Here is a 21,484-nt window from a genome sequence, read left to right as displayed (position 1 = left end):
AGACACTCGAGCGACCGCTATCGACAAATCTCCAGAATGGCCAGCATGTAGATGCGGATCATGTCGACGAAGTCGACGATGTCGACGCGTTCATCGGGCATGGTGTTGTAGCGGCCACCGGGGCCGCAGACGATGCCTTCCATCCCGCCGAAATGGTGCAGATGACCGGCGTCGGTGCCGTAGAAGCAGCTCGGGGCAACGGCGCCCGTCGGCTGCTCTTCCCCGCGTACTACGCGATAAGCGCGGTTGATGGCCGCGACGATCGGGCTCGTGCGTGCCACTTCGAATGGTGGCATGGTTGGGACACCGGAGCGGTCCTCCGACATGATCTCGGCCTTGAGGCCAGGAAACCGTGCTTCGAGCGTGTCGAGCTCGCGACGCATGTCGGCCAGCGCGCCGGCCTCGGTCTGGCCCGGTGCATAGCGGCCCGAGCCCTTGATCCGCACGAAATCCGCGACCTGGGGCGTGCGCCATTCATGCAGCTCGCGCCCGAGCGCGCCGTGGACAACGCCGACATGGACGCGATTGATCCGCTCATGTTCCGGCGAGAGCGCGCCCGAGAATTTCATCGCATTGAGGCGCGGAATGAGATCGCACGCCGCAGTGATGGCATCGACCGCCTCTTCGCGCTTGGACAGATGACGGGTATTTCCGGTCAACTCGATGATGAACATGAAGGCCGCGGCATGCATCGTCATGGCCTTCAGATCGGTCGGCTCGGAGTTGATGAAATAGTCGGCCCGAAGTCCCTGCTCAACCAACGAGTAGGTGCCGACGCCGCCTTGCAGCTCGCCCACCACGTAGGTGAGCACGACGTCGCCCCTGAGTTTGACGCCGGCGTCGATCAGCGTCTTGACCGCGCAGAAATAGGCGGCATCGCCGGCCTTCATGTTGGAAACGCCGATGCCGTAGATGAAGGTGTCGTCGACCTTGCCTGCCCAGGGATCGACGGTCCAGCCCTCGGTCACCGGGTTGGTGTCGAGATGGCCGTTGAACATCAGGCTCTTGCCGCCGCCCGCACCCTTCCAGCGGCCGACGGCGTTGACGCGCCCCTCACTGCCGAAGGCGGCGAGCTCGGTATCGAGGCCGATCTCGCGCATGCGGCCAGCCATGAAGGCTGCGAGCTGCTTCTCGCCGTCCGATTTGGAGTAGCTCTTTTGCTGCACCATGCGCGACAGGAGATCGAGGGCGGCGGGCACATCGATCCGGGCGAGAAGCGTGTCGTGATCCATGGGGGGAGTCCTTGTCGTCACCCGACCGGTATGGGCGAGGCGGCCATCAGTTCGCGGGTATAGGGATGAACGTGGTCTGCGTCGAAATCCTCGACCGGCAACAGGTCGACCATCTCGCCCCGGCGCATCACGGCGATGCGGTGGGCGATTTGACGGATGAGGTTGAGATCGTGGGTGATGAAGAGAAAAGCGGTTCCGGTCGCGGCGCGCAACGCCAGCAGCAATTCGATGATCTGTGCTTGCACGGAGACATCCAGCGGGGCGGTGATTTCGTCGCAGATCACGAGCTTCGGCCGCGCAGCGAAGGCACGCGCGATGGCGATGCGCTGCTTCTCGCCACCTGAAAGCTGATGCGGCCAGCGGTTGGCGTAGGATTGGGGCAGGCGCACCTGGTCGAGCAGGCGGGGAATATCCGCAAGATGACCGCCGTAGAGCTTGAGAGGACGCGACAGGATCTCGTCGATCCTGTGACGCGGATTGAGCGACGAATCCGGATGCTGGAAAATGATCTGCACGTCGCGGCGGTAAGCGGCGTCCATGTCGCGCATACCGTGGATCTCGTGCTCGTCGAAGGTGATCTTGCCTGAGAAGCGCGCAAGCCCGGTCAGGGCCCGCGCCATTGAAGACTTGCCAGAGCCGGACTCGCCGACGAGACCGAGGATCTCGCCGCCACGAACCTCAAGCCCGATTTTTTTTGTGGCCGGGGGCGGTGCGTCGCGGAACAGCCCGCCGCTGCCATATCGGACTTCGATCTCGGAGGCCGCGAGGAGGACCTGGTCGCGCGGCTTGTCATGGACAAGACGACGTTCCGGTCTAGGTACGGCGTCCACAAGTGCGCGCGTGTTGGCATGGCGCGGCGCACGGAAGATGTCGGCCGCCGGCGCCTGCTCGACCAAGCGACCGCGCTCCAGGATCGCGACCCGGTCGGCGACGCGCGTCACGAGCGCAAGATCGTGGGAAATATAGAGCGCGGCAACGCCCGTCTCCCGGCGCAGTCGCGCGAACAGTTCGAGGATGCGCGCGCCTGTGATGACGTCGAGTGCCGTGGTCGGCTCGTCGAACAGGATGACGTCGGGCCGGCAGCCGAAGGCAGTGGCAATGATGACGCGCTGTTTTTCCCCGCCGGAGATCTCGTGAGGGTAGCGCCGCATGATCGCGGCAGGATTGTTGAGATCGACGTGGCCAAGCAGATCGATGGCGAGCGCGTCAGCGTCGCGCGGCTTGAGGCCGCGGTGCTGGATCAGGGCTTCCGTGATTTGACGACCGATGGTGAGCGTCGGGTTGAGTGAGGTCGACGGATCCTGAAACACCATGCCGAGCCGGCGTCCGCGTATCCTGGTGAGCTCGCGTGGGCTCAATCGTTGCAGGTCGATGTCACCGAGACGCAACGAGCCGGCGACTTCGCGGGCATTGCCCGGCAAATGGCGCATCAGCGCCCAGGCGAGCGAGCTCTTTCCGGAGCCGGATTCTCCGACAAGGCCCAGCACCTCGCCTGGTTCGATCTGCAGCGAAATGTCGTGCAGCACACGTACCGGGCCAACGGACGAGATGTAGTCGAGTGTATAATTCTGGATCGAAAGTACGGAGGTCACCGCTCGTCCTTCGGATTGAGGGCGTCGCGAAGACCATCGCCGACCAGGTTGAAGGCAATGGCTGTGAGTGCAATCGCGGCCGAGGGCGCGATCAACCCCCACGGCGCCTGATGCATGTATTGGCGCGCGTCCGCCACCATGAGACCCCATTCGGATGCGGGCGGTTGGGCGCCGACGCCGAGAAAGCTCAGCGTCGCGAACAGCATGACGGCGAAGGACACGCGGATGGTGGATTCGATCACGATCGGCGCCATGACGTTCGGCAACATCTCGCGGAAGATGATCCAGGGCGCTGCCTCGCCACGCGCGATGGCGGCCTTGACGTAGTCCTGATTGCGTATGTTGAGCGCGGCCGAGCGGGTCACCCGCGCCATGCCCGGCGCAAAGGCCACCGCGATGGCAATGACGGCATTGCCGGCGCCGTTGCCGAGCGTTGAGACCAGCAACAGGGCCATCAGCAGGCCCGGGATCGCCATCACTGCGTCGATCGTGCGCATGATGGCTTCGTCGGTTCGTCCGCCGAGATAGGCCGAGCCAACGCCGATGATCGCTCCGGCTGCGCTGCCGACGAAGGTCGCGATGAAAGCGAGCGGCACGGTCGAACGCGCGCCGACCATCAGGCGGCTCAGGATGTCGCGGCCGAATTGATCGGCGCCAAGCCAGTTCTGCCAGCCGGGTGCGCGAAACCGGCCGAGAAAATCGATCTTCTCCGGCGCATAGGGCGCCAATGCGGGCCCGAACAGGCAGGCGGCTGCGATCAATGCCAGCAGCACGAGTCCGACGAAACCCTGCGGCTTCCGCATCAGGCGGATGAACAGCTCAGTCATAGCGGATCCGCGGGTCGAGAAACGCATAGGCCATGTCGGCCAAGGTGTTGGTGACGGCATAGGTCGCGGCCATGATCAACGCACCCGCCTGGATCGAGGGCAGGTCGCGCGTGGTGATGGCAACCATCAGCGCGCGCCCGATGCCGGGAATGGCGAAGATCTCCTCGATCACGATGATGCCGCCGAGCAAATAGCCGACGTCGAGCGCGATGATGGTGACGACCGGCAACAGCGCGTTGCGCAGGGCGTGGCGAAACAGCACCGTGCGTTCCGGCAGGCCCTTCAGGCGCGCGGCGCGGATATAGTCCGATTTCAGCACGTCGAGCGTCTCGGAGCGCATCATGCGCATGACATGTGCGACGAGGATCATCGAGACGGTGAGCACCGGCAGCACCAGGTGACGGATGCCGCCGCCGAAATCCTCCAATGGGGAGACGTAGCCGGTCGCCGGCAGCCAATGCCATGTATCTGCCAGCAGAAGGGCAAGCAGTGTCGCGGTGACGAATTCCGGCAGCGAGACCCCGAGATAGGCAATGAGGCTGACACCCGTGTCGGTGAGCCTGCCTTGCCGCAGCGCCGCTACCACGCCGAGGGGCACGGCAATAGCCAGCGTGACCAGGATGGCCGACACGGCAAGCAGCAGCGAGCGCGACAGCGCCGCCAGCATTTCCGGGCCGACCGGCAGGCTCGTGCGCATCGAGATACCGAAATCGCCGGTGAAGACGTGGCGGGCCCAGCGCACATATTGCTGCCAGGCCGGATCGCCGAGCCCGAGCTTTGCCCTGAGCGCGGCCAGCATTTCGGGCGTCGCGTTTTCCCCTAGCAGCGACTGGGCGGCGTCCGCCGGCAGGATCTGCGTGATGGCGAACACCAGCATCGAGACCACGATGACGGTGTAGATCATCAGCATCAAACGGCGCGCAAACCAGGCCAGTGTCACCGAGCGCCTCCGACCTCAGGCGCGCTTCGGCGCGGCAGCGCCGAGCGAGACCATGTCGAGGCGGAATACCGATCCGCGTGGGTGCAGCACGTAACCCTCGACGTAGGAGCGCTGTGCCGCGAGCAGGTCGAAGAATGCCGAAATCACGGAGGGGACCTCGGCGTTCATCATGTCCTGAGCCTTGGCGTAGAGTGCCGTGCGCTTTGCTTCATCGGTCTCGACGCGGGCAGCATTGACGACGGCGTCGAAGTCCGCATTGTTCCAGTGGGTCTCGTTCCAGGCGGCGTCGGAGGTGTAGAGCAGCTTGAAGACGGCGTCGGCGGTTGGCTGCATGTTGTAGAAGCCGACGTAGAAATTGCCTTTCTTCCAGACCTGGTCGAGATAGGTGGCATGCGGCATGGTCTGCACGTTGATGCGGAAGCCGGCTGCGGCCGCCATCTCGCGGACCGCGACGCCGAGCTGCGTGCGGGTTGACGGCCTGTCGGACGCGACCAGCGTCAAATCGATGCCATTGGGATAGCCCGCGTCGGCCAACAGCTTCTTCGCCTTGGCGATGTCGGGCTTCTTCAGCGGAATATTCTTGTAGAAGTGGTAGGCGGAGCTCAACGGCGTGTCGTTGCCTGGCGTGCCGTAGCCGCCCGCGACGAAGCCCACGGTTGCCTCGCGATCCACCGCCAACGCCAAGGCCTGGCGGACGCGCACGTCGTTGAACGGTTTCTGGTCACATCCGAGGTTGATATTCAGGAACTGGCCGGATGGGGTGCGTAGCGCCTTGACGCCATCGGCCTTGGCGAGACGCTCATAGTCGCCAGAAGTGGTCGTGAGCAGCAAATCAATCTCACCGGAGATCATTGCGGACGCTTCGGCGGTGCGGTCCGGATAGACCAGCAGCTCGATCCGGTCGAGGTAGGGCCGTGCCGGATCATAATAAGCGGGGTTACGTTCGACGACGATCCGGCGGTCGGGCTCGTACGACGCCAGCTTGAATGGGCCGGTGCCGTTTGCGGTGGTCGAAAGGCTCGCGAGGTCGCCGGCGATGACCTTGGCCGGAACGATACGCGCATTGAGATAGGTGAGTGCCACCGGCAGGTCGGCATAGGCGCCAGTGAGCGTAAACCTGACGGTCAGCGGATCCACCGCGGCGACCTCCTTGATCGGACCGACATTGGTGCGGCCGGGCGAAGCGGTCTTCGGATCGAGGATGGCATTGATGGTGGCGACGACATCGTCTGCGGTCAGTGGCGAACCGTCATGAAACGTCACGCCCGGGCGCAGCTTGAAGGTCCATTCTGTCAGTGTCGCGTTCGGCTCCCACGAGATCGCGAGGTCCGGCTCGACGGTCATGTCCGGCTTCAGCCGGGTGAGATTGGAGTAGAGCAATTCGGTGACGAGATATTCCGGGTTCACGCGCGCCAGCATCGGATGGATGACCGATGCTGCCTGGTCGACCGACATTCGGAGCACGCCGCCGCGCTTCGGGGCTTCGGCGAGGGCGGTCTTGGGCAGGCCGGCGAGGCTGATCGCGGTTCCCGCAAGGAAAAGACGGCGCGTGACGGACAGCATGGATGCGTGCTCCTTGAGCTAACGGGCGGCAGGTGTTTCGGGAGACAGATCGGAACGGAATTCGGCCGACAGATAGGCAAGGACCGATTTCGCCAGCGCGACGATGTCGGCGCGCGTGGTAAATTCGCCGGGCGCGTGAATGCGGCTTTCCGGCCGGCCGAGGCCGGTCAGCAGGATCTCCTGCATTCCGGTCCGTTGGACCCAACCGAAATCGGAACAGCCCGTCGCACCCCATTTGGCGAAATCGTCCGGTGCGTATCCGAATCCGGCCGACAGCGCCTCCTGCCAGCGCGGCCAGTGCGGGCCTGTCGGATCGGATGTCGGCATGAGGTGGCCGGTGAGAACGACGTCGACGTCGGCCCCGGGGGCCGCCGTAAAGATTGCGTTCTCGATTGTGGCACGCGCGGCCTGAAAGTCTTCTTCCGGCGCATAACGCCGACAGACGAGAACTTCAAAGAGCGATGGAGTCTGGCCGCCGCATTGGCCGCCATGGGCTGCGGAAATATCAAGCTGGGCTGCGAGCGGATGCGTCGCATGCGGCGGCGCAGGCAGGGCGGACGTCCGCGCGGCGATTTCTGGTTTCAATGCTGCGAGCGCATTGAGGATCGGCAGTGCGGCCTCGATCGCGTTGGCATTCAAGCCGGCGGTTCTGGCTTCGCTTGCGTGAACCGTCCTGCCGCGCACGCGCACCAGTAGCGTGAAGAGACCAAAGCAGCCGGCCCAGATGCGCGGCGCTGCGGCACCGTTGAAGTTCAGTATGTGGCCTTCGAGCAGACCCTGCTCCGCCAGATAACGCACGCCGGGATAGAGTCCGGCTTCTTCGTCGGTGCAAAGCAGGAGCATCGGGTCGTAGCCGAGTGGAAGACCGATCGCGTCGGCGGCGCGCAGCGCGAGCAGCACCGCCGCGATGGTGCCTTTCATGTCGGCGGCGCCGAGGCCGATCAGGCGATCGTCGTCGCGCGTCAACTGGAACGGATTGGTGGTCCACCCGGGCGCTGCCGGTACGGTGTCGACATGAAAATACAGCCCGAGCACCGGTTTGTCCGAGTGGCGGCGCGCGATGAGATTGGTTCTGCGCCCTTGCGCCGGGCCGCCCGCCACTCGCCACAAATGTTCGGGGACGTCGACGCGTTGGCAGTCCAGGTCGAGCGTTGCAACCGTGCTCTCCATCAATCCGGCAAACGCTTCGTATCCTGCGCCGGGCGGGAAAGTCGTGTCGATCGCCACCATCCGCGCAAGATCGTCGATCGCACGTTCTACCGTGCGCTCGATCTGGGCGAAACCGTCGGCCAGCGTCGGGCTGGCCCGTCCAGGGCCTGGCGATGGAGAAATCATTTGCGGCGGCTCATTTCTATATTCTATAAAGAAATAGGCAAAGCCGATTGCTGTCAATTCCGAAGAATGAGGCAGGCGTGACCGGTAAAGAGGCAAAAGCAGCGGCGAGCGGCTCATCTAGCCTTCCGGTTCCTTTGTATGAGCACGTCAAGCGGCAGATCGCCGAGGCGATCCTGGTGGGCGAACTATCTCCGGGCACGGTTCTTCCCGGTGAAGTTGCGCTTGCCGCGCGATATGGAGTTGCGGTTGGCACCATCCGCCGGGCGCTCGCGGACCTGACGGCCGACGGCATGCTGGTGCGCCGGCGCAAGACCGGGACGGTCGTGACCGGCCGCGCGCCGCAACACAGTCTGCGCTTTTTCTTCCAGTATTTCCGACTTCATGGCGAAGACGGCAGCCTCCAGCGCTCCGCGCCCGAAGTCTTGTCCGTGGTGTTGCGGCCGGCAGATGCGGAGGAGGCGGTGCTCTTCACGGAAGCCGTTGGTGAGCCGCTGCTCTGTCTTCATCGCATCCGACGTGTTGGACGCGTGCCGGTGATGCATTCGCGAATACGGCTCATTGCGCGCCGCGTGCCTGATTTCCCGCACAAGGCGGAGAAGGTGCCTGCGCTGCTCTACCTCCATCTGCTCGACGCCTACGGCATTCGCATTGCAGCGATACGCGAGAAGCTCCTGGCAGAGCTCGCCGACAAGGAGGATCGGCGTCTACTTGCGCTAGCTTCGCCGAACGCCGTTCTGGTGATCCGCGAGGAGGCGTACGATCAAGCCGGTACGCTTGCACTCCTGAGCGAGCACCGCGCCACGACTGCGCATCATCACTACGTGAACGAGATCCGCTAGCCTGTTTCGCGCCGGTGCCAAGCGCCCCTTATCCTTCCTACTGACCGACGATAGCGTCGATTTCCTCCTTCAGGAGAGCGCCGCAATGTTCGAGGGCGCTGGACGCCATAGACCGCCATGCGTGCACCGACCGATGCTCGTCTGCACGGGATGGTTGGGCGGCACGGCAATTTAGGTTTGCGCGCCGCCAGCCGGCCCATACGGCGACCACGAGCCGCCCTGCACAGTTTTGCTACACGTCGACACGAAGTGCGGCAATTTTCGCTGCAACAACGCGCTTGACATAATATCCGTTCTCAACGACCGTATTGGGCGAGCGTAGGGCAAAATGGCCCGTCAACGCGGTAAGTTCAACCATTTCCAACACCACGCGTTCGTCGCGTGTTCGGTTGGCGGCGAGGGCGCCCTCGGCTTCACAGCCGGTGGGCGCTTTTTTTGTTTTTGGATCGAGTGATGACGCGAAAACTATATCGGATCGGCGTGATGTTCTCGACGACGGGCTCCTACAGCGTCGTCGCACGTTCGATCCTCAACGGCGCATTGCTCGCGTTAAGGGAAGTCAATGCGAGCCGGGACGACATCGCGCTGGAGCCGGTGGTGGTCAACCCGTCCGGCGACCTCGCGCGCTATCGTTCGCTCAGCCTCGATCTCCTCGGCTCCGGCGTCCGGCACGTGGTCGGCTGCTACACTTCGTCGAGCCGCAAGGAGGTGATACCGTGCTTCGAGAAGTTCGACGGCCTGTTGTGGTATCCGTCGCACTATGAGGGCTTCGAAAGCTCCGACAACGTCATCTACACCGGCGCCGCGCCGAACCAGCACGTGCTTCCGCTGGTCGACTATCTGGCGTCCCGGGTCGGCTCACGCGCCTTCTGCGTCGGCTCCAACTACATCTGGGCCTGGGAGAACAACCGCATCTTCCGCGAGGCGCTGATCGCGCGAGGCGGCACCGTGCTCGCCGAGCGCTATCTCCCGGTCGGCGATACCGAGGTCGACCAGGTGATCGCGGCGATCATCGACCAGCGCCCCGACTTCGTCTTCAATAATTTGATCGGCACCAGTGCCTATGCCTTCTTCCGCGCATTTCGGGCCGCCTGCCGGGCGCGCGGCATCGACCAGGCCGCGGAAATTCCAGTCGCGAGCTGCACGCTGTCGGAACCGGAATTGCCGGAGATCGGCCCGGACGCGGTCGACGGACATTTGTCCTCGAGCGTCTACTTCTCGTCCCTGAATTCGCCGGAGAATGCGGCCTTTATCGGCGCCTATGCGCAATCCTTCCCGGACGGACCGGTCTCTTCGGCAGATGCTGAATCGTCCTACATCGCCGTCAAACTGCTCGCGGCGGCATTGGCACAGGCCGGCACCGACGACGCCCGCACGGTGCGTGCCGCCGTGGCTGATCAGCGGCTGCGCGCTCCGCAAGGCGAGGTCCGCATCGACCGGCAGACCTTTCATGCCTGGCTCACGCCGCGCATCGGCCGCTCGTCCGCGAACGGGCAGTTCGAGGTGCTGTTGGAGTCCCGCGAGCCGATCGCGCCCGATCCCTATCTCGTCCAGTCGTCGCCGCGCTTTGCGAGCGCAATGCGCTCTCCGCTGTTGAAGGTGGTGCAATCATGAGCTCACGATTGCTGCAGAATTTCAAAGGTGGCCGGGCCATTGTCGTCACCCGACGAGGCGGGTGGGAGAGCACGCTCGAAACTACGCTGGCCAAGCTCGGTGTCTCGACCGAATATCCGGAGATCGTCGAGGGCCGCGCGCAGATCGACATCGCCGGTCTTCAGCCTGATCGCGACATCCTGTTCGTCGACGGGGATCTCGAAGGTGCGGTTGCGATCGAGGTCAATCCGGCCTCGCGGCTGCCGCCGGTACCAGTGATCGGCCTCGTCGGCGTCGAGGCGCCGAGCCGGCTCAAGGCGCTCGTCAATCTCGGAGCGACCTCGTTCCTGCGCAAGCCGGTGCATGGCGGCGCGGTCTACACGTCACTGTTCATGGGCATCAACCAATTCCTGTTGCGCAGCGAGATGTACGAGCGCCTGCAGGGCCTCGAGGAGCGCCGCCGCGGGCGCCGCGCGGTGATCCGGGCGGTCATCCTGCTGATGCAGCAGGACGGCCTCGACGAGGAGGGTGCCTATTCCCAGCTCCGCCGCGACAGCATGCGCGCGCGGCAGAACATGGAACTCTATTGCGAAGAGTTTCTGAGCAAGCGGGCGAAGCCGCCCGATACGTCCGGCCGCACAACCGGCATCTCGCTGCAAGGCGGCAACAAGCAGGCCATCTAGGAGAAGCAAATATGACCAAGTCTGTATTGCGGGGGCTGCGCGCCGCAGCCCTCACGGGGACGCTTGTCTTCGGCTCACATCAGGCGCTCGCGGCAGAAAACCCGATCAAGCTCGGCGTGCTGGAAGATCAGTCGGGCGATTTCGCCGCCGCTACCATCGGCAAGGTCCACGCCATCCAGCTCGCCGCCGACGAGATCAACAAGTCCGGCGGCATCATGGGGCGGCCGCTGGAGCTCGTTCCCTACGACACGCAATCCGACAACACGCGCTACCAGGAGTTCATGCGGCGCGTGCTCCAGCGCGACAAGGTCGACGTGGTGTTCGCGGGCTTCTCCTCGGCCTCACGCGAGGCGTATCGTCCGATCGTCGACCAGTTCAACGGCTTCGCCTTCTACAACAACCAATACGAAGGCGGCGTCTGCGACGGCCACATGATCGTGACAGGCGCGGTGCCGGAGCAGCAGTTCTCGACGCTGATTCCCTACATGATGGAGAAGTACGGCAAGAACGTCTACACGCTCGCCGCCGACTATAATTTCGGCCAGATTTCGGCCGAATGGGTGCGCAAGATTGTCAAGGAGAACGGCGGCAAGATGGCCGGCGAGGAGTTCATCCCGCTCGGCGTGTCGCAGTTCTCGCAGAGCGTCCAGAACATCCAGAAGGCCAAGCCGGACTTCGTGGTCACACTGCTGGTCGGCACCGCGCAGGCCTCATATTACGAGCAGGCCGCTTCCGCCAACGTCAACCTGCCGATGGCGTCCTCCGTCAACGTCGGCCAAGGTTACGAGCACAAGCGCTTCAAGCCGCCGAGCCTGAAGGACATGTACGTCACCACCAACTACATCGAGGAGATCGATTCGCCCAAGAGCAAAGAATTCTACGCCAAGTTCAAGGCGAAATTCCCCAGCGAGCCCTACGTGAACCAGGAGGCCGAGAATTCCTATCTCGCCGTCTATCTCTACAAGCAGATGGTGGAGCGGGCGAAGTCGACCAAGCGCGAGGACATCCGCAAAGTGATCGCGATGGGCGATGTCTGCATGGATGCGCCGGAAGGCAAGGTTTGCATCGACCCGAAGAGCCAGCACATGTCGCATACGATCTATCTGGCGAAGGTCGACGCCAATCACGCGATCTCCTTCCCCAAGGTCTGGGAGGACATCAAGCCCTATTGGCTCGGTGATGCCGGCTGCGATCTCACCAAGAAAGATCCGATGGCCCAGTACACGCCGTCGAACCCGCCGCCGAAACCCTGACGGGCTCGGTCGCCCCGGCGTTCTCGGCACGCCGGGGCGACCACGCATATCCGCGGCGGCGACGCCGCTTCTCACACCAGTCTGGCAGGTCCATGGACATCGCGACCCTTGCATTCTCGGCTCTCTATCAATTCGGCGACGCCTTCGCGTTCCTGGTGCTGTCGGCCTGCGGGCTCGCGGTGATCTTCGGCATGATGGGCGTGATCAATCTCGCCCATGGTGAGTTCATCATGTGCGGTGCCTACGTGACGGCGGCGGCCGTGCATGCCGGCCTGCCATTGCCGCTGGGGATACTGGCGGGCACGATCGTGTCTGCGCTGGTCGGCGTGCTGGTGGAGCTCGCCGTGATCCGCCATCTGTACGATCGGCCTCTCGATACCATTGTCGCGACTTGGGGTCTGAGCCTGATCGCCACCCAAGGCACGTTGATCATGGTCGGCTCCACGATGGCGGGCGTCGGCACGCCGTTCGGCAGTTTCCAGGTCGGCGACTACTCCTATTCGATCTATCGCATCGTGCTGTTCTGCTCGGCACTCGGCGTGCTGGCGGGTCTCTACGCCCTGTTCAACTGGACGCGCTTCGGGGTGCTGGCGCGCGCCACCATTCAGGTGCCGCATATGGCGGCGGCCCTCGGCGTCGACACGCGGCTGATCTACAGCCTTACCTTCGCCTGCGGGGCAGGGCTCGCCGGTCTTGCCGGAGGCCTGTATGCGCCGACCATGACGCTGGTACCGACCATGGGCGCGACCTTCATCATGGAAGCGTTCGTCACCGTGGTGATCGGCGGGGCGGACGTTTTCCTCGGCACGGCGCCGGCGGGCGGCGTGCTTGCGGTGGTGAAATCGGTGATGACGTCGTGGCAGGGGCAGTTGTTCGGCCAGATCGGTCTGTTGGTCGCCGTGATCATTGTCGTCCGGGTCCTGCCGAAAGGCATCTCCGGCTTCGTGCTGCGTGAGCGCACCTGACGGAGTGATGGCGTCGTGAGCGGTTTACTGTCCTTGTTTCAACGTCTCGAAGGCCCGCAGACCGTCGGTCGCGGCCGAGCCTTCTGGGCTGTGTTTGCCATCATGCTGCTGGTCGCGCTGGCCTATCCGCTGTTCAGCGACGGCTACACCGTCGGCAACACCGTCTACTTCTTCGTCTGGGTGTTCATCGCGCTCAGCCTGTGCCTGATCTGGGGTTATGGCGGTTCGCTCTCGTTCGGCCAGACAGCGTTCTTCGGAATCGCCGGCTACGGCTACGGCGTCCTGACCATCAATTTCGGCTCGGCCTATGGCTTTACGCTGGTCGCGATGGTGGCAGCGGTCGCAATTGCCGCGCTGTTCGCCGTCCTGCTCGGCTATTTCATGTTCTTCGGCCGCATCGCCGGCGTCTTCCTCGGCATCGTCACGCTCGCCGTGACCTTGATGCTGGAGCGCTTCATGGCCCAGACCGCGGGACCGGAATGGCATATCGGCAGCGCGCGGCTGAACGGCTTCAACGGCATGAGCGCGATGCCGCCCCTGACCATTCCCTGGCCGGGCGAGCCGATCGTGCTGTTTGCCGATGTCGGGCTTTACTACTTCGTGCTCGGCCTCCTCGTCTTCGTCTATCTCGGCCTGCGCATCCTGATGAACTCATCATTCGGAAACGTCATCGTTGCGATCCGCGAGAATCCCGAGCGGGCGGAGATGCTGGGTTACGACGTGCGCAAGTACCAGCTCGTCACCTTCGTGATCGGCGCCGCGCTCGCAGGGATATCCGGCGTGCTCTACACGGTGTGGGGGCAGTACATCACGCCCTCGAGCATGGGCATGACGGCGGCGGCGCTGCCGCTGATCTGGGTCGCGGTCGGCGGTCGCAGCGATTTGACGTCGACCGTGATCGGCACGCTGGTGGTGCTTGCTGCGTTCCAGGCGCTCACGATCTATGGCAGCCAGTATGCCCTCATCTTCATGGGCGTGCTGCTGGTGCTCACCGTCCTGATCGCCCCGAATGGCCTGGTGCTCGGCCTGATGAATTGGCTCGGGCGGCTCGCCGGCCGCCTCACGCAGAGGGCAGGCTGATGTCCCTGCTCGAGCTTCGCAATCTGAACAAGCATTTTGGCGGCCTCCACGTCACGAACGCCGTGGATCTCACACTCGAAGCCGGCGAGATTCACTGCCTGATCGGTCCGAACGGTGCCGGCAAGAGCACGTTGTTCCGCCTGATCCTCGGCGAGCATCATCCCGGCAGCGGCGAGATTCTCTTTGCAGGAGAGAACATCACGGCGCTGAAGTCGTTTGCGCGTATTCACCGCGGCCTTTCCGTCAAGTTCCAGGTGCCCGGCGTCTTCAAGGGGCTGTCGGTCCGTCAGAACCTCGAGATCGCCTTGCAGAGCCGTCATCGCGGCGCCGAGCTCGCAGCGGAGATCGACCGGCTGCTTGCCTTCCTCGGACTGGAGAGCGAGCAGGTCCAGACCGCCGGCAATCTCAGCCACGGCCAGAAGCAATGGCTGGAGATCGGCATGGCGATCAGCCTGAAGCCGCGTCTTCTACTGCTGGACGAGCCGACTGCCGGCATGTCGCCGGAAGAGACGCGCGCGACCGGCACGATGGTGCAGCGGCTCAATGCCGACGGCATGACGGTGCTGGCGATCGAGCACGATATGGCATTCGTGCGCCAGGTCGCCCAGCGCGTCACCGTGCTGCATCTCGGCCAGGTCTTTGCGCAGGGCACGATCTCCGAGATCGTGGCCGACGAGCGCGTGGCGGCGATCTATCTGGGGCAGGCCCATGCTTGATATGCCGCGCAAGGAGGTGATCCTCTCGACGCTGGGCCTGCGCGCCGGTTATGGCGGCAAGCCGGTGCTCCAGGGCCTCGAGATCGAGGTACGGGAAGGCGAGATCGTTGCCGTCATCGGACGCAACGGCGTCGGGAAATCAACGCTGATGAAGAGTCTGATCGGGCTGGTGCCGGCGATGAGCGGCTCGATCGTCTATCGCGGCGAGGCGGTGGATTCGTTGCCCGCGCACAAGCGGGCACGCCTCGGCATGGGCTACGTGCCGCAGGGGCGCGATGTGTTTCCCCGGTTGACCGTTGGCGAGAACGTCGCCGTCGGTGCCGCGATCAGGGGCGGCGGCATTCCCGAAGCGGGCCGACGCAAGATCCTCGAGGCGTTTCCAATCCTCGGCGAGCGCTGGACCCAGCGCGCCGGCACCTTGTCCGGCGGCCAGCAGCAACAGCTCGCGATCGGACGGGTGCTGATTGCAGATCCGAATCTCATCTTGCTGGACGAACCGTCCGAAGGCATCCAGCCCAACATCGTCCAGGACATCGCACGCAACATGGTCGAGCTCAATCGCAGGACCGGCGTTACCATCATCCTGGTCGAGCAGAATCTCGACATGATCCGCGCCATGGCGCAGCGCTGCTACGTCATGGACAAGGGACGCATCGTCGCAAGCCTCGACCGCAGCGCGCTCGACGACGAGGCGGAGATGCGCCGCCATCTGGCGGTTTGAAAAAAAGACGCCCAACCAAGGAGAACAGCAATGGCCTGGCAAGACACTTCCATCATGGCACGCAAAGGCGTCGCCAAGGGCGAACGCGGCAAGCAGTACACCATCACGGAGAGCGAGCAGGGCAAGTATCATTATGTCTACGGCCCCTATGTGAAGCCGGTGCTGACGGTCGATCCCGGTGCCGTGGTCGCCGCCGAGACCCATGACGCCTTCGAGGGTGCGATCAAGCACGAAACCGACAGCCCGTCGAAGATCCTCAATTTTCCATTCCTCAATCCGCAGAACGGACCGATCCACGTCAACGGCGCCGAGAAAGGCGACGTGCTCGCTGTCTATATTGAAAATATCGTGCCGCGCGGGCCGCAGCCGTGCGGCACCACCGTAGTCATGCCGGACTTCGGCGGCCTTGTCTCGACCGGGCAGACCGCGCTGCTCAACCCGGCGCTGCCGGAGCGGGTGAAGAAGCTCGTGATCGACGCGAAGACCGGAACCAAGTGGAACGACAAGATCACGCTGCCTTATGAGCCGTTCATCGGCACGATCGGCACGTCCCCCGAAATCGAGGCGATCTCGTCGCTGGTTCCGGACTATTACGGCGGCAATATGGACCTGCCGGATGTCGGCGTCGGCGCCGTTATCTATCTGCCGGTCAACACCAAGGGCGCGCTGCTCTATCTCGGCGATTGTCACGCAGCGCAGGGCGATGGCGAGCTCTGCGGCGTCGCCATCGAGCATCCGACCGTGACCACGGTGCAGATCGACCTGATCAAGAACTGGACCATCGCCTGGCCGCGGCTCGAGACCAGGGATTTCATCATGACCATCGGCTCCGCGCGGCCAATGGAGGATGCGGCCCGCATTGCTTATCGCGAGCTCTGCCGCTGGATGGCGACCGACTACGGTTTCGACGAGATCGACGCCTACATGCTCCTGACCCAGGCAGGTCGTGTCCGGCTCGGCAACATGGTCGATCCGAAATACACGCTCGGCGCCTCCATCAAGAAATCCTTTCTCGTTTGAAGCCGGCCGGATCATGTCCACCATCCACAAAGTCGCCGCCGTTCAGTTCGAGCCGACCATGTTCGAGAAGGAGCAGAACATTGCACGCCTGCTCGAGCTCTGCGAGCAGGCGGCGACGGCCGGCGCCAGGCTCATCGTCACGCCGGAAATGGGAACCACGGGCTATTGCTGGTTCGACCGTGCCGAGGTCGGGCCGTTCGTCGAGAAGGTCCCGGGGCCGACGACCAATCGCTTTGCGGCGCTGGCGCGCAAGCATGATTGCCATATCGTCATCGGCATGCCGGAGGTCGACGAGGACGGTATCTACTTCAACACGGCGGTGCTGATCGGGCCTGATGGCGTGGTTGGCCGCCATCGCAAGACGCATCCATATATTTCCGAGCCGAAATGGGCGGCGGCGGGCGATCTGCACAATCAGGTGTTCGAAACGCCGATTGGGCGCGTTGCACTGCTGATCTGCATGGACATCCACTTCGTGGAAACCGCGCGGCTGATGGCGCTCGGGGGCGCCGACGTCATCTGTCACATCTCGAACTGGCTGGCCGAGCGCACGCCAGCACCGTACTGGATCAGCCGCGCCTTCGAGAACGGCTGCTACGTCGTTGAAAGCAATCGATGGGGGCTGGAGCGCACCGTGCAGTTCAGCGGCGGCAGCTGCGTGATAGCGCCAGACGGGCAGGTGAGCGCCGTGCTCGACAAGGGTGACGGAGTCCTGCTGTCGGAGATCGATCTCGATGCCGCGCGCGCGCGCCGCGTCCTCGGCGAGACCGTGTTCGCGCAGCGGCGGCCGGAGCTCTATCCGGAGCTGCTTACCGATACCTTCAGCTGGAACCCACACGATTTTTTCGGTCTCTACGAGCACGAGCCCTGGCCGCCCGGAAAGACCTCGCGAGTCAGCGTTGCGCAATTCGCCCCTGTCGACGACGTCGTTCAAAATCTACGGCAGATCGAAGCGCAGGCGCGGGCGGCCAAGGCGGAAGGCGCCGAACTTGTCGTCTTCCCGGAGTTGGCGGTGACGGGCCTTGCCGATCCCGCGAAATCGGCGCAGTCGATACCGGGACCCGCGACAGACCGCCTGCGCAGTATCGCAGGCGAGTTCGGTGTCTACCTTGTCTGCGGACTGGCCGAGCGTGACGGAGATGTGCTCCACAACAGCGCATGCCTCGTCGCGCCTGACGGAAAGATATCGATTTATCGCAAGACGCACCTCGCGGCTGACGAGAGAAGCTGGGCAACCGCCGGTGCCGGATGGAGCGTTGTCGACACGCCGATCGGTCGCATCGGGATGTTGATCGGCCACGACGCATCGTTCCCGGAAGCGGGGCGAGTGCTCGCACTTCGCGGCTGCGATCTCATCGTCTGCCCCGCGGCGATCAAGGGGCGCTTCAGCTCGTCGCACGCGGGCACGGAGGTAATCCAGCCAGGCTCTATTCCGACGGGAGCCGATCCGCACCACTGGCATCACTTCCGGGTGCGCGCCGGCGAGAACAACGTCTTCCTTGCCTTCGCCAACGTTATCGATCCCGAGCGCGGCTATCCCGGTCTGAGCGGCGTGTTCGGGCCGGACACATTCGAATTTCCGCGCCGGGAAGCGATCGTTGCCAACGGCACAGGCCTTGCCACGGCGCTGGTCGACACCGGCAATCTCGACAGCGTCTATCCGACCAACGTGGTGCGGCGAAAGGACCTGGTCTCGATGCGCATGCCGCACAGCTATCGCGGCCTGGTCAAGGCGGCTGCGAGCAACTACTGACCTGGTGGCGAATGCGATCTACGGAGCTAAACAAAGAAGAGGAAACCGACCATGGATCTCGGACTCAAGGGCGCCAAAGTTCTCATCACCGGCAGCACCAAGGGCATCGGCCGGGCGATCGCTGAAACGTTTGCAGCAGAAGGCGCCGACGTTGGTGTCTGCTCCCGCAATCAGGCCGAGGTTGAGAGCACGGTCGCCGCGCTGAAGGCCAAGGGCGTCGCGGCTTTTGGTGGCGCGGTCGACGTCTCCGACGGTGCCGCGCTAAAAGCCTGGGTCGGCGATATGGCGGCCAAACTCGGCGGCATCGACGTCGTCGTCGCCAATGTCAGCGCGCTCGCGATCGGGCAGGACGACGAAAGCTGGGAGAAGGAATTTTCGACCGACATGATGGGCACGGTCCGGCTGGTGAATGCGGCCATGCCCTATCTTGAGAAGAGCAAGGCCGGCGCGATCGTCACGATCTCCAGCGTTTCCGGGCGCGAGGTCGATTTCGCGGCAGGTCCCTACGGTACCTTCAAGGCGGCGATCATCCACTACACCCAGGGCCTCGCCAGCCAGCTCGCCGGCAAAGGCATCCGCGCCAACTCGGTCTCGCCGGGCAATACCTATTTCGAGGGCGGGGTCTGGAACATGATCAAGGACAACAATCCCGAGCTCTACAAGACCGCGCTAGCCCTCAATCCGACGGGGCGGATGGGGACGCCGCAAGAGATGGCCAACGCCGCCGTGTTTCTCGCCAGTCGCGCAGCAAGCTTCATCACGGGGACAAATCTCGTCGTCGACGGCGCCCTGACACGTGGTGTGCAGTTTTAGGCGTCGTCCCGAAGAAGCGTCTCGACGTACAGCGCGGCCCGCAGCAGAGTTCGATCCTGGCCGCGCCGGGCGATCAGCTGCAGACCGTAGGGAAGTCCAGCTGCGTCAGTCCCGCAGGGAATGGAGATAGCGGGAACCCGGGCGTGATTGACGAAGGGCGTGAATACGGCATGCGCGCGCGGGCTCGCCGGGCGGCCGCCGATCGTGTCAGGTCCAAGCTGGGTCAACGGCCAGGGGACGCAGGGGACGGTCGGCGCCAGCAGCAGGTCGATGTCGGTGAAGAAGGCCGCGAACGCGCTGGCGATCGCGGTGCTCGCAACCAGCGCGCCGGCAACGTCCGGGCCCGACCAGGACAGCCCGCGTTCGATCTGCTTCGCGATATCGGGATCGAACACGCTCGGATCCCTGCGGAAGGCGTCGCCATGGAGCGCGGCGAGGCCCGCGTGCTGAAGCGGCATGATGGCCTCTTCCGTCGCGCCCGCCGGCCAGACGGGATCACGCCGCACGATGCGCAGGCCGGCGGTGGAAAGGCACTCCGCGGCAGCAGCAAGTCCGTCGGCGACGACGTCGTCGACCGCGACGTCCAATCCCAGGCGCGGCGAGAACGCGATGCGCAGGCTGGCCGGGTCATCCGCCTCTTGTGCGATACCCGCGGAATCCGGGTCGCGCGGATCGACACCGGCCATGGCTTCGAACGCAAGCGTGACATCGGCGACGGTGGCGGCGATCGGTGCAATGACGGACAGTCCGAAAAACGGCTCGGCAAAGCCAGGCCCATAGGGGATCGCACCGTAGGACGGCTTGAAGCCGGCGACACCGACGTGGGCCGGCGGCCTGCGGCTGGAGCCGCCCGCGTCGGTGCCGATTGCGAGCGGCACAAGTCCGGCCGCGACCGCCGCTGCCGGCCCGCCCGATGAGCCGCCCGGCGTCAGCGCGGGATCGAGCGGATGCCGCGTGGGGCCGAACAGCGGCGAGGTGGTGAGGCCCTTGCAGGCGAACTCGGATGTTGCGCCGATGCCGACGACCACGGCGCCGGCGTTGCGCAGCCGCTCGATCGCAACGGCATCCCGTGGCGCTATGAAATCGGCGAACAGGCGCGAGCCTTGCGTGATACGCCAGCCGCCGACCCAGATGTTGTCCTTGACGACGACGGGGACACCGGCGAGCGGCATTGTCTCGCCTGCGCGCAGGCGATCATCGACCGCCGTGGCATCGGCAAGCGTGCGCGCGGGATCGATCGTCACCACCGCGTTCAACGCCTTGGCTGCCTCGATGCGGCCGAGCGCGGCCTTGGCGGTCTCGACTGCGCTCGTCCGTCTCGCCGTGACGTCGGCCGCTATCTCGCGTGCGCTATTTTCTCGCTCTGTCATGGCCTCCCCAGATCAGCGCCAATGTGCCGCACAGGGCAAGGCACGCCAAGGTGAAGAAAGCCACGCCGAGATTGGCTGCGCCATCGACGATCGACACCAGCGCCGGAGCGGCCAGCAGGCCCATATAGGACGCCGTCAGCACCGCGCCGGTGGTTTCGCCGATCCGGTCCTGCGGGGCGAGGCGGGCGATCTCGGCGATGAAGACACCGTTCCAGCCCGATGCCGTCAGGCCGAACAGGGCTGCGATCGTAAATTGACCGGTGCGACCGAGCGATGCGCCGTCGAGGCCCAGCAGCGCGGCGCAGAAGGCCATGCCGAGGCCGATGACGACGAGCACCATGCGCGAGGCTTCGAAGCGCATCGCGACATAGCCCCAGCCGAGCCGGCCGACGAGGCCGCCAGCTTGCGCGCAGGCGAGCGCCAGGCCGGCCTCGATGTGGCTAAGCCCCAGTTCGCGCGTGCCGAGCGTGACGAAGACCGTGTTGAGCGAGACCTGCATGGCGCTGAACGGCATCGAGGCCAGCGCCAGCATCGCGATCTGCCGGTCCGCGGTCACCAGTGCCAGCCGCGCGCGCAGATCGAGCTTCGGCGGCGGCACGATCTTGCCGGCATAGGCCGGCCGCAGCCACTCGAAAAAAACGATCGCCAGCAGCGCGCAGGCACCGACGGCCGCATAGCACCAGGCCGGCCCGAACGCGATGGCGATGGCGGGCAACGCCAGCGAGCCGCAGACGGCGCCGATCTGGTTGCCGGTCTGGCGCACCGAGAACACAAAGGCGCGCCGTTCGGCGGTCACGAGCCGCGCCAGCAGCGCCGCGCTGGCCGGCGTCTCCGGACCCATGGCAAGACCGAGACACAGCCCTGCGGCCAGCAGCGCGGCGGTCGATCCAAGCGAGGCCAGCGCCATGCCGACGACGATGGCCGTGGCGCAAAGGCTTGCGATCCGCAGCGAGCCGAGCCGGGCGATGAAGCCGCCGCCCCAGAACGATGCGGGGATGCCGACCGCGAACACAGCGCATGAGAACATCGAGAGTTGCCAGACCTCGATATGGGCACGCGGCGCCACCACGCCGGGCGCGAACAAAGCGAGGGCGACGATGGCCTGAAGCGAGGTCATCGCCGTCAGGGCGGGGAGCAGCGCGGGCGCTGGCCGAATGGGCGTGTTTCCGTCTAACATAGCGGCGCGCTT

General features: G+C 64.6%; 19 protein-coding genes. 11 read left to right on the top strand and 8 right to left on the bottom strand.

Annotated features, from left to right (window positions below):
- Positions 1–17: 17 nt before the first annotated feature.
- The 6 genes from JQ591_RS25130 to JQ591_RS25105 are packed head-to-tail and all read right to left on the bottom strand — an operon-like array spanning position 18 to position 7,489.
- Positions 18–1,232 carry a M20 family metallopeptidase gene (locus tag JQ591_RS25130; protein ID WP_211398647.1) on the bottom strand — a complete coding sequence of 405 codons (1,215 nt, stop codon included), beginning with the start codon at positions 1,230–1,232 and terminating at the stop codon, positions 18–20.
- Between the two features lie 17 nt (positions 1,233–1,249).
- Complete coding sequence (gene nikE, locus JQ591_RS25125; protein ID WP_211398645.1) at positions 1,250–2,824, bottom strand: nickel ABC transporter ATP-binding protein NikE; 1,575 nt, start codon at positions 2,822–2,824, stop codon at positions 1,250–1,252.
- Positions 2,821–3,651 carry an ABC transporter permease gene (locus JQ591_RS25120; RefSeq protein WP_211398643.1) on the bottom strand — a complete coding sequence of 277 codons (831 nt, stop codon included), beginning with the start codon at positions 3,649–3,651 and terminating at the stop codon, positions 2,821–2,823. The genes nikE and JQ591_RS25120 overlap by 4 nt, the downstream gene beginning before the upstream one ends.
- Positions 3,644–4,591: an ABC transporter permease gene (locus tag JQ591_RS25115; RefSeq protein WP_211398642.1), complete on the bottom strand. Its 948-nt coding sequence runs from the start codon at positions 4,589–4,591 to the stop codon at positions 3,644–3,646. The genes JQ591_RS25120 and JQ591_RS25115 overlap by 8 nt, the downstream gene beginning before the upstream one ends.
- A gap of 15 nt (positions 4,592–4,606) precedes the next feature.
- Positions 4,607–6,154: an ABC transporter substrate-binding protein gene (locus JQ591_RS25110; RefSeq protein ID WP_211398641.1), complete on the bottom strand. Its 1,548-nt coding sequence runs from the start codon at positions 6,152–6,154 to the stop codon at positions 4,607–4,609.
- An 18-nt stretch (positions 6,155–6,172) separates the two neighbouring features.
- Complete coding sequence (locus JQ591_RS25105; RefSeq protein WP_211398743.1) at positions 6,173–7,489, bottom strand: M20 family metallopeptidase; 1,317 nt, start codon at positions 7,487–7,489, stop codon at positions 6,173–6,175.
- Positions 7,490–7,566: 77 nt separating this feature from the next.
- Here JQ591_RS25105 and JQ591_RS25100 point away from each other — a divergent pair, with 77 nt between their 5' ends.
- The 11 genes from JQ591_RS25100 to JQ591_RS25050 all read left to right on the top strand — a co-directional run bounded on the left by JQ591_RS25100 (position 7,567) and on the right by JQ591_RS25050 (position 18,925).
- Positions 7,567–8,328 carry a GntR family transcriptional regulator gene (locus JQ591_RS25100; RefSeq protein ID WP_211398640.1) on the top strand — a complete coding sequence of 254 codons (762 nt, stop codon included), beginning with the start codon at positions 7,567–7,569 and terminating at the stop codon, positions 8,326–8,328.
- Positions 8,329–8,781: 453 nt separating this feature from the next.
- On the top strand, positions 8,782–9,942 hold the full coding sequence (locus tag JQ591_RS25095) for a transporter substrate-binding domain-containing protein (protein WP_211398639.1): 1,161 nt from the start codon (positions 8,782–8,784) through the stop codon (positions 9,940–9,942).
- Positions 9,939–10,604 (top strand): ANTAR domain-containing response regulator, encoded by a 666-nt coding sequence (locus JQ591_RS25090; protein ID WP_211398638.1) that lies wholly within the window; start codon positions 9,939–9,941, stop codon positions 10,602–10,604. The genes JQ591_RS25095 and JQ591_RS25090 overlap by 4 nt, the downstream gene beginning before the upstream one ends.
- A gap of 11 nt (positions 10,605–10,615) precedes the next feature.
- Positions 10,616–11,857 carry an urea ABC transporter substrate-binding protein gene (locus JQ591_RS25085; RefSeq protein ID WP_211398637.1) on the top strand — a complete coding sequence of 414 codons (1,242 nt, stop codon included), beginning with the start codon at positions 10,616–10,618 and terminating at the stop codon, positions 11,855–11,857.
- A 92-nt stretch (positions 11,858–11,949) separates the two neighbouring features.
- Complete coding sequence (locus tag JQ591_RS25080) at positions 11,950–12,822, top strand: ABC transporter permease subunit (protein ID WP_211398635.1); 873 nt, start codon at positions 11,950–11,952, stop codon at positions 12,820–12,822.
- Between the two features lie 15 nt (positions 12,823–12,837).
- Positions 12,838–13,902, top strand: coding sequence for a branched-chain amino acid ABC transporter permease (locus JQ591_RS25075; protein ID WP_211398634.1), 1,065 nt, complete (start codon positions 12,838–12,840; stop codon positions 13,900–13,902).
- Positions 13,902–14,618 carry an ABC transporter ATP-binding protein gene (locus JQ591_RS25070; protein ID WP_211398632.1) on the top strand — a complete coding sequence of 239 codons (717 nt, stop codon included), beginning with the start codon at positions 13,902–13,904 and terminating at the stop codon, positions 14,616–14,618. Before JQ591_RS25075 ends, JQ591_RS25070 begins: the two co-directional genes overlap by 1 nt.
- A 1-nt stretch (position 14,619) precedes the next feature.
- Positions 14,620–15,339, top strand: coding sequence for an ABC transporter ATP-binding protein (locus JQ591_RS25065; protein WP_211398742.1), 720 nt, complete (start codon positions 14,620–14,622; stop codon positions 15,337–15,339).
- Between the two features lie 30 nt (positions 15,340–15,369).
- Entirely contained in the window at positions 15,370–16,359 is a 990-nt protein-coding gene (locus JQ591_RS25060; RefSeq protein ID WP_211398630.1) for an acetamidase/formamidase family protein, read from the top strand.
- 13 nt (positions 16,360–16,372) lie between these two features.
- Entirely contained in the window at positions 16,373–18,112 is a 1,740-nt protein-coding gene (locus JQ591_RS25055) for a nitrilase-related carbon-nitrogen hydrolase (RefSeq protein WP_211398629.1), read from the top strand.
- A 51-nt stretch (positions 18,113–18,163) separates the two neighbouring features.
- On the top strand, positions 18,164–18,925 hold the full coding sequence (locus tag JQ591_RS25050; RefSeq protein WP_211398628.1) for an SDR family NAD(P)-dependent oxidoreductase: 762 nt from the start codon (positions 18,164–18,166) through the stop codon (positions 18,923–18,925).
- Here the strand turns inward: JQ591_RS25050 and JQ591_RS25045 are convergent.
- Both JQ591_RS25045 and JQ591_RS25040 read right to left on the bottom strand, forming a co-directional pair.
- On the bottom strand, positions 18,922–20,295 hold the full coding sequence (locus JQ591_RS25045; RefSeq protein ID WP_211398626.1) for an amidase: 1,374 nt from the start codon (positions 20,293–20,295) through the stop codon (positions 18,922–18,924). The genes JQ591_RS25050 and JQ591_RS25045 overlap by 4 nt on opposite strands.
- Complete coding sequence (locus JQ591_RS25040; protein ID WP_211398624.1) at positions 20,276–21,472, bottom strand: MFS transporter; 1,197 nt, start codon at positions 21,470–21,472, stop codon at positions 20,276–20,278. Before JQ591_RS25040 ends, JQ591_RS25045 begins: the two co-directional genes overlap by 20 nt.
- Positions 21,473–21,484 lie beyond the last annotated feature (12 nt).

It is taken from the genome of Bradyrhizobium canariense (genome assembly GCF_018130465.1).
Lineage (GTDB): Bacteria > Pseudomonadota > Alphaproteobacteria > Rhizobiales > Xanthobacteraceae > Bradyrhizobium > Bradyrhizobium canariense_C.
This window is presented reverse-complemented; position numbering and strand designations above follow the sequence as displayed.

Coding starts and splice junctions, on each gene's coding strand:
- JQ591_RS25070 (WP_211398632.1), top strand. CDS start 13,902: ATGTCCCTGCTCGAGCTTCGCAATCTGAACAAGCATTTTGGCGGCCTC.
- JQ591_RS25055 (WP_211398629.1), top strand. CDS start 16,373: ATGTCCACCATCCACAAAGTCGCCGCCGTTCAGTTCGAGCCGACCATG.
- JQ591_RS25050 (WP_211398628.1), top strand. CDS start 18,164: ATGGATCTCGGACTCAAGGGCGCCAAAGTTCTCATCACCGGCAGCACC.
- JQ591_RS25040 (WP_211398624.1), bottom strand. CDS start 21,472: ATGTTAGACGGAAACACGCCCATTCGGCCAGCGCCCGCGCTGCTCCCC.
- JQ591_RS25110 (WP_211398641.1), bottom strand. CDS start 6,154: ATGCTGTCCGTCACGCGCCGTCTTTTCCTTGCGGGAACCGCGATCAGC.
- JQ591_RS25090 (WP_211398638.1), top strand. CDS start 9,939: ATGAGCTCACGATTGCTGCAGAATTTCAAAGGTGGCCGGGCCATTGTC.
- JQ591_RS25060 (WP_211398630.1), top strand. CDS start 15,370: ATGGCCTGGCAAGACACTTCCATCATGGCACGCAAAGGCGTCGCCAAG.
- JQ591_RS25105 (WP_211398743.1), bottom strand. CDS start 7,489: ATGATTTCTCCATCGCCAGGCCCTGGACGGGCCAGCCCGACGCTGGCC.
- JQ591_RS25080 (WP_211398635.1), top strand. CDS start 11,950: ATGGACATCGCGACCCTTGCATTCTCGGCTCTCTATCAATTCGGCGAC.
- JQ591_RS25085 (WP_211398637.1), top strand. CDS start 10,616: ATGACCAAGTCTGTATTGCGGGGGCTGCGCGCCGCAGCCCTCACGGGG.
- JQ591_RS25045 (WP_211398626.1), bottom strand. CDS start 20,295: ATGACAGAGCGAGAAAATAGCGCACGCGAGATAGCGGCCGACGTCACG.
- JQ591_RS25120 (WP_211398643.1), bottom strand. CDS start 3,651: ATGACTGAGCTGTTCATCCGCCTGATGCGGAAGCCGCAGGGTTTCGTC.
- JQ591_RS25130 (WP_211398647.1), bottom strand. CDS start 1,232: ATGGATCACGACACGCTTCTCGCCCGGATCGATGTGCCCGCCGCCCTC.
- JQ591_RS25065 (WP_211398742.1), top strand. CDS start 14,620: ATGCCGCGCAAGGAGGTGATCCTCTCGACGCTGGGCCTGCGCGCCGGT.
- JQ591_RS25095 (WP_211398639.1), top strand. CDS start 8,782: ATGACGCGAAAACTATATCGGATCGGCGTGATGTTCTCGACGACGGGC.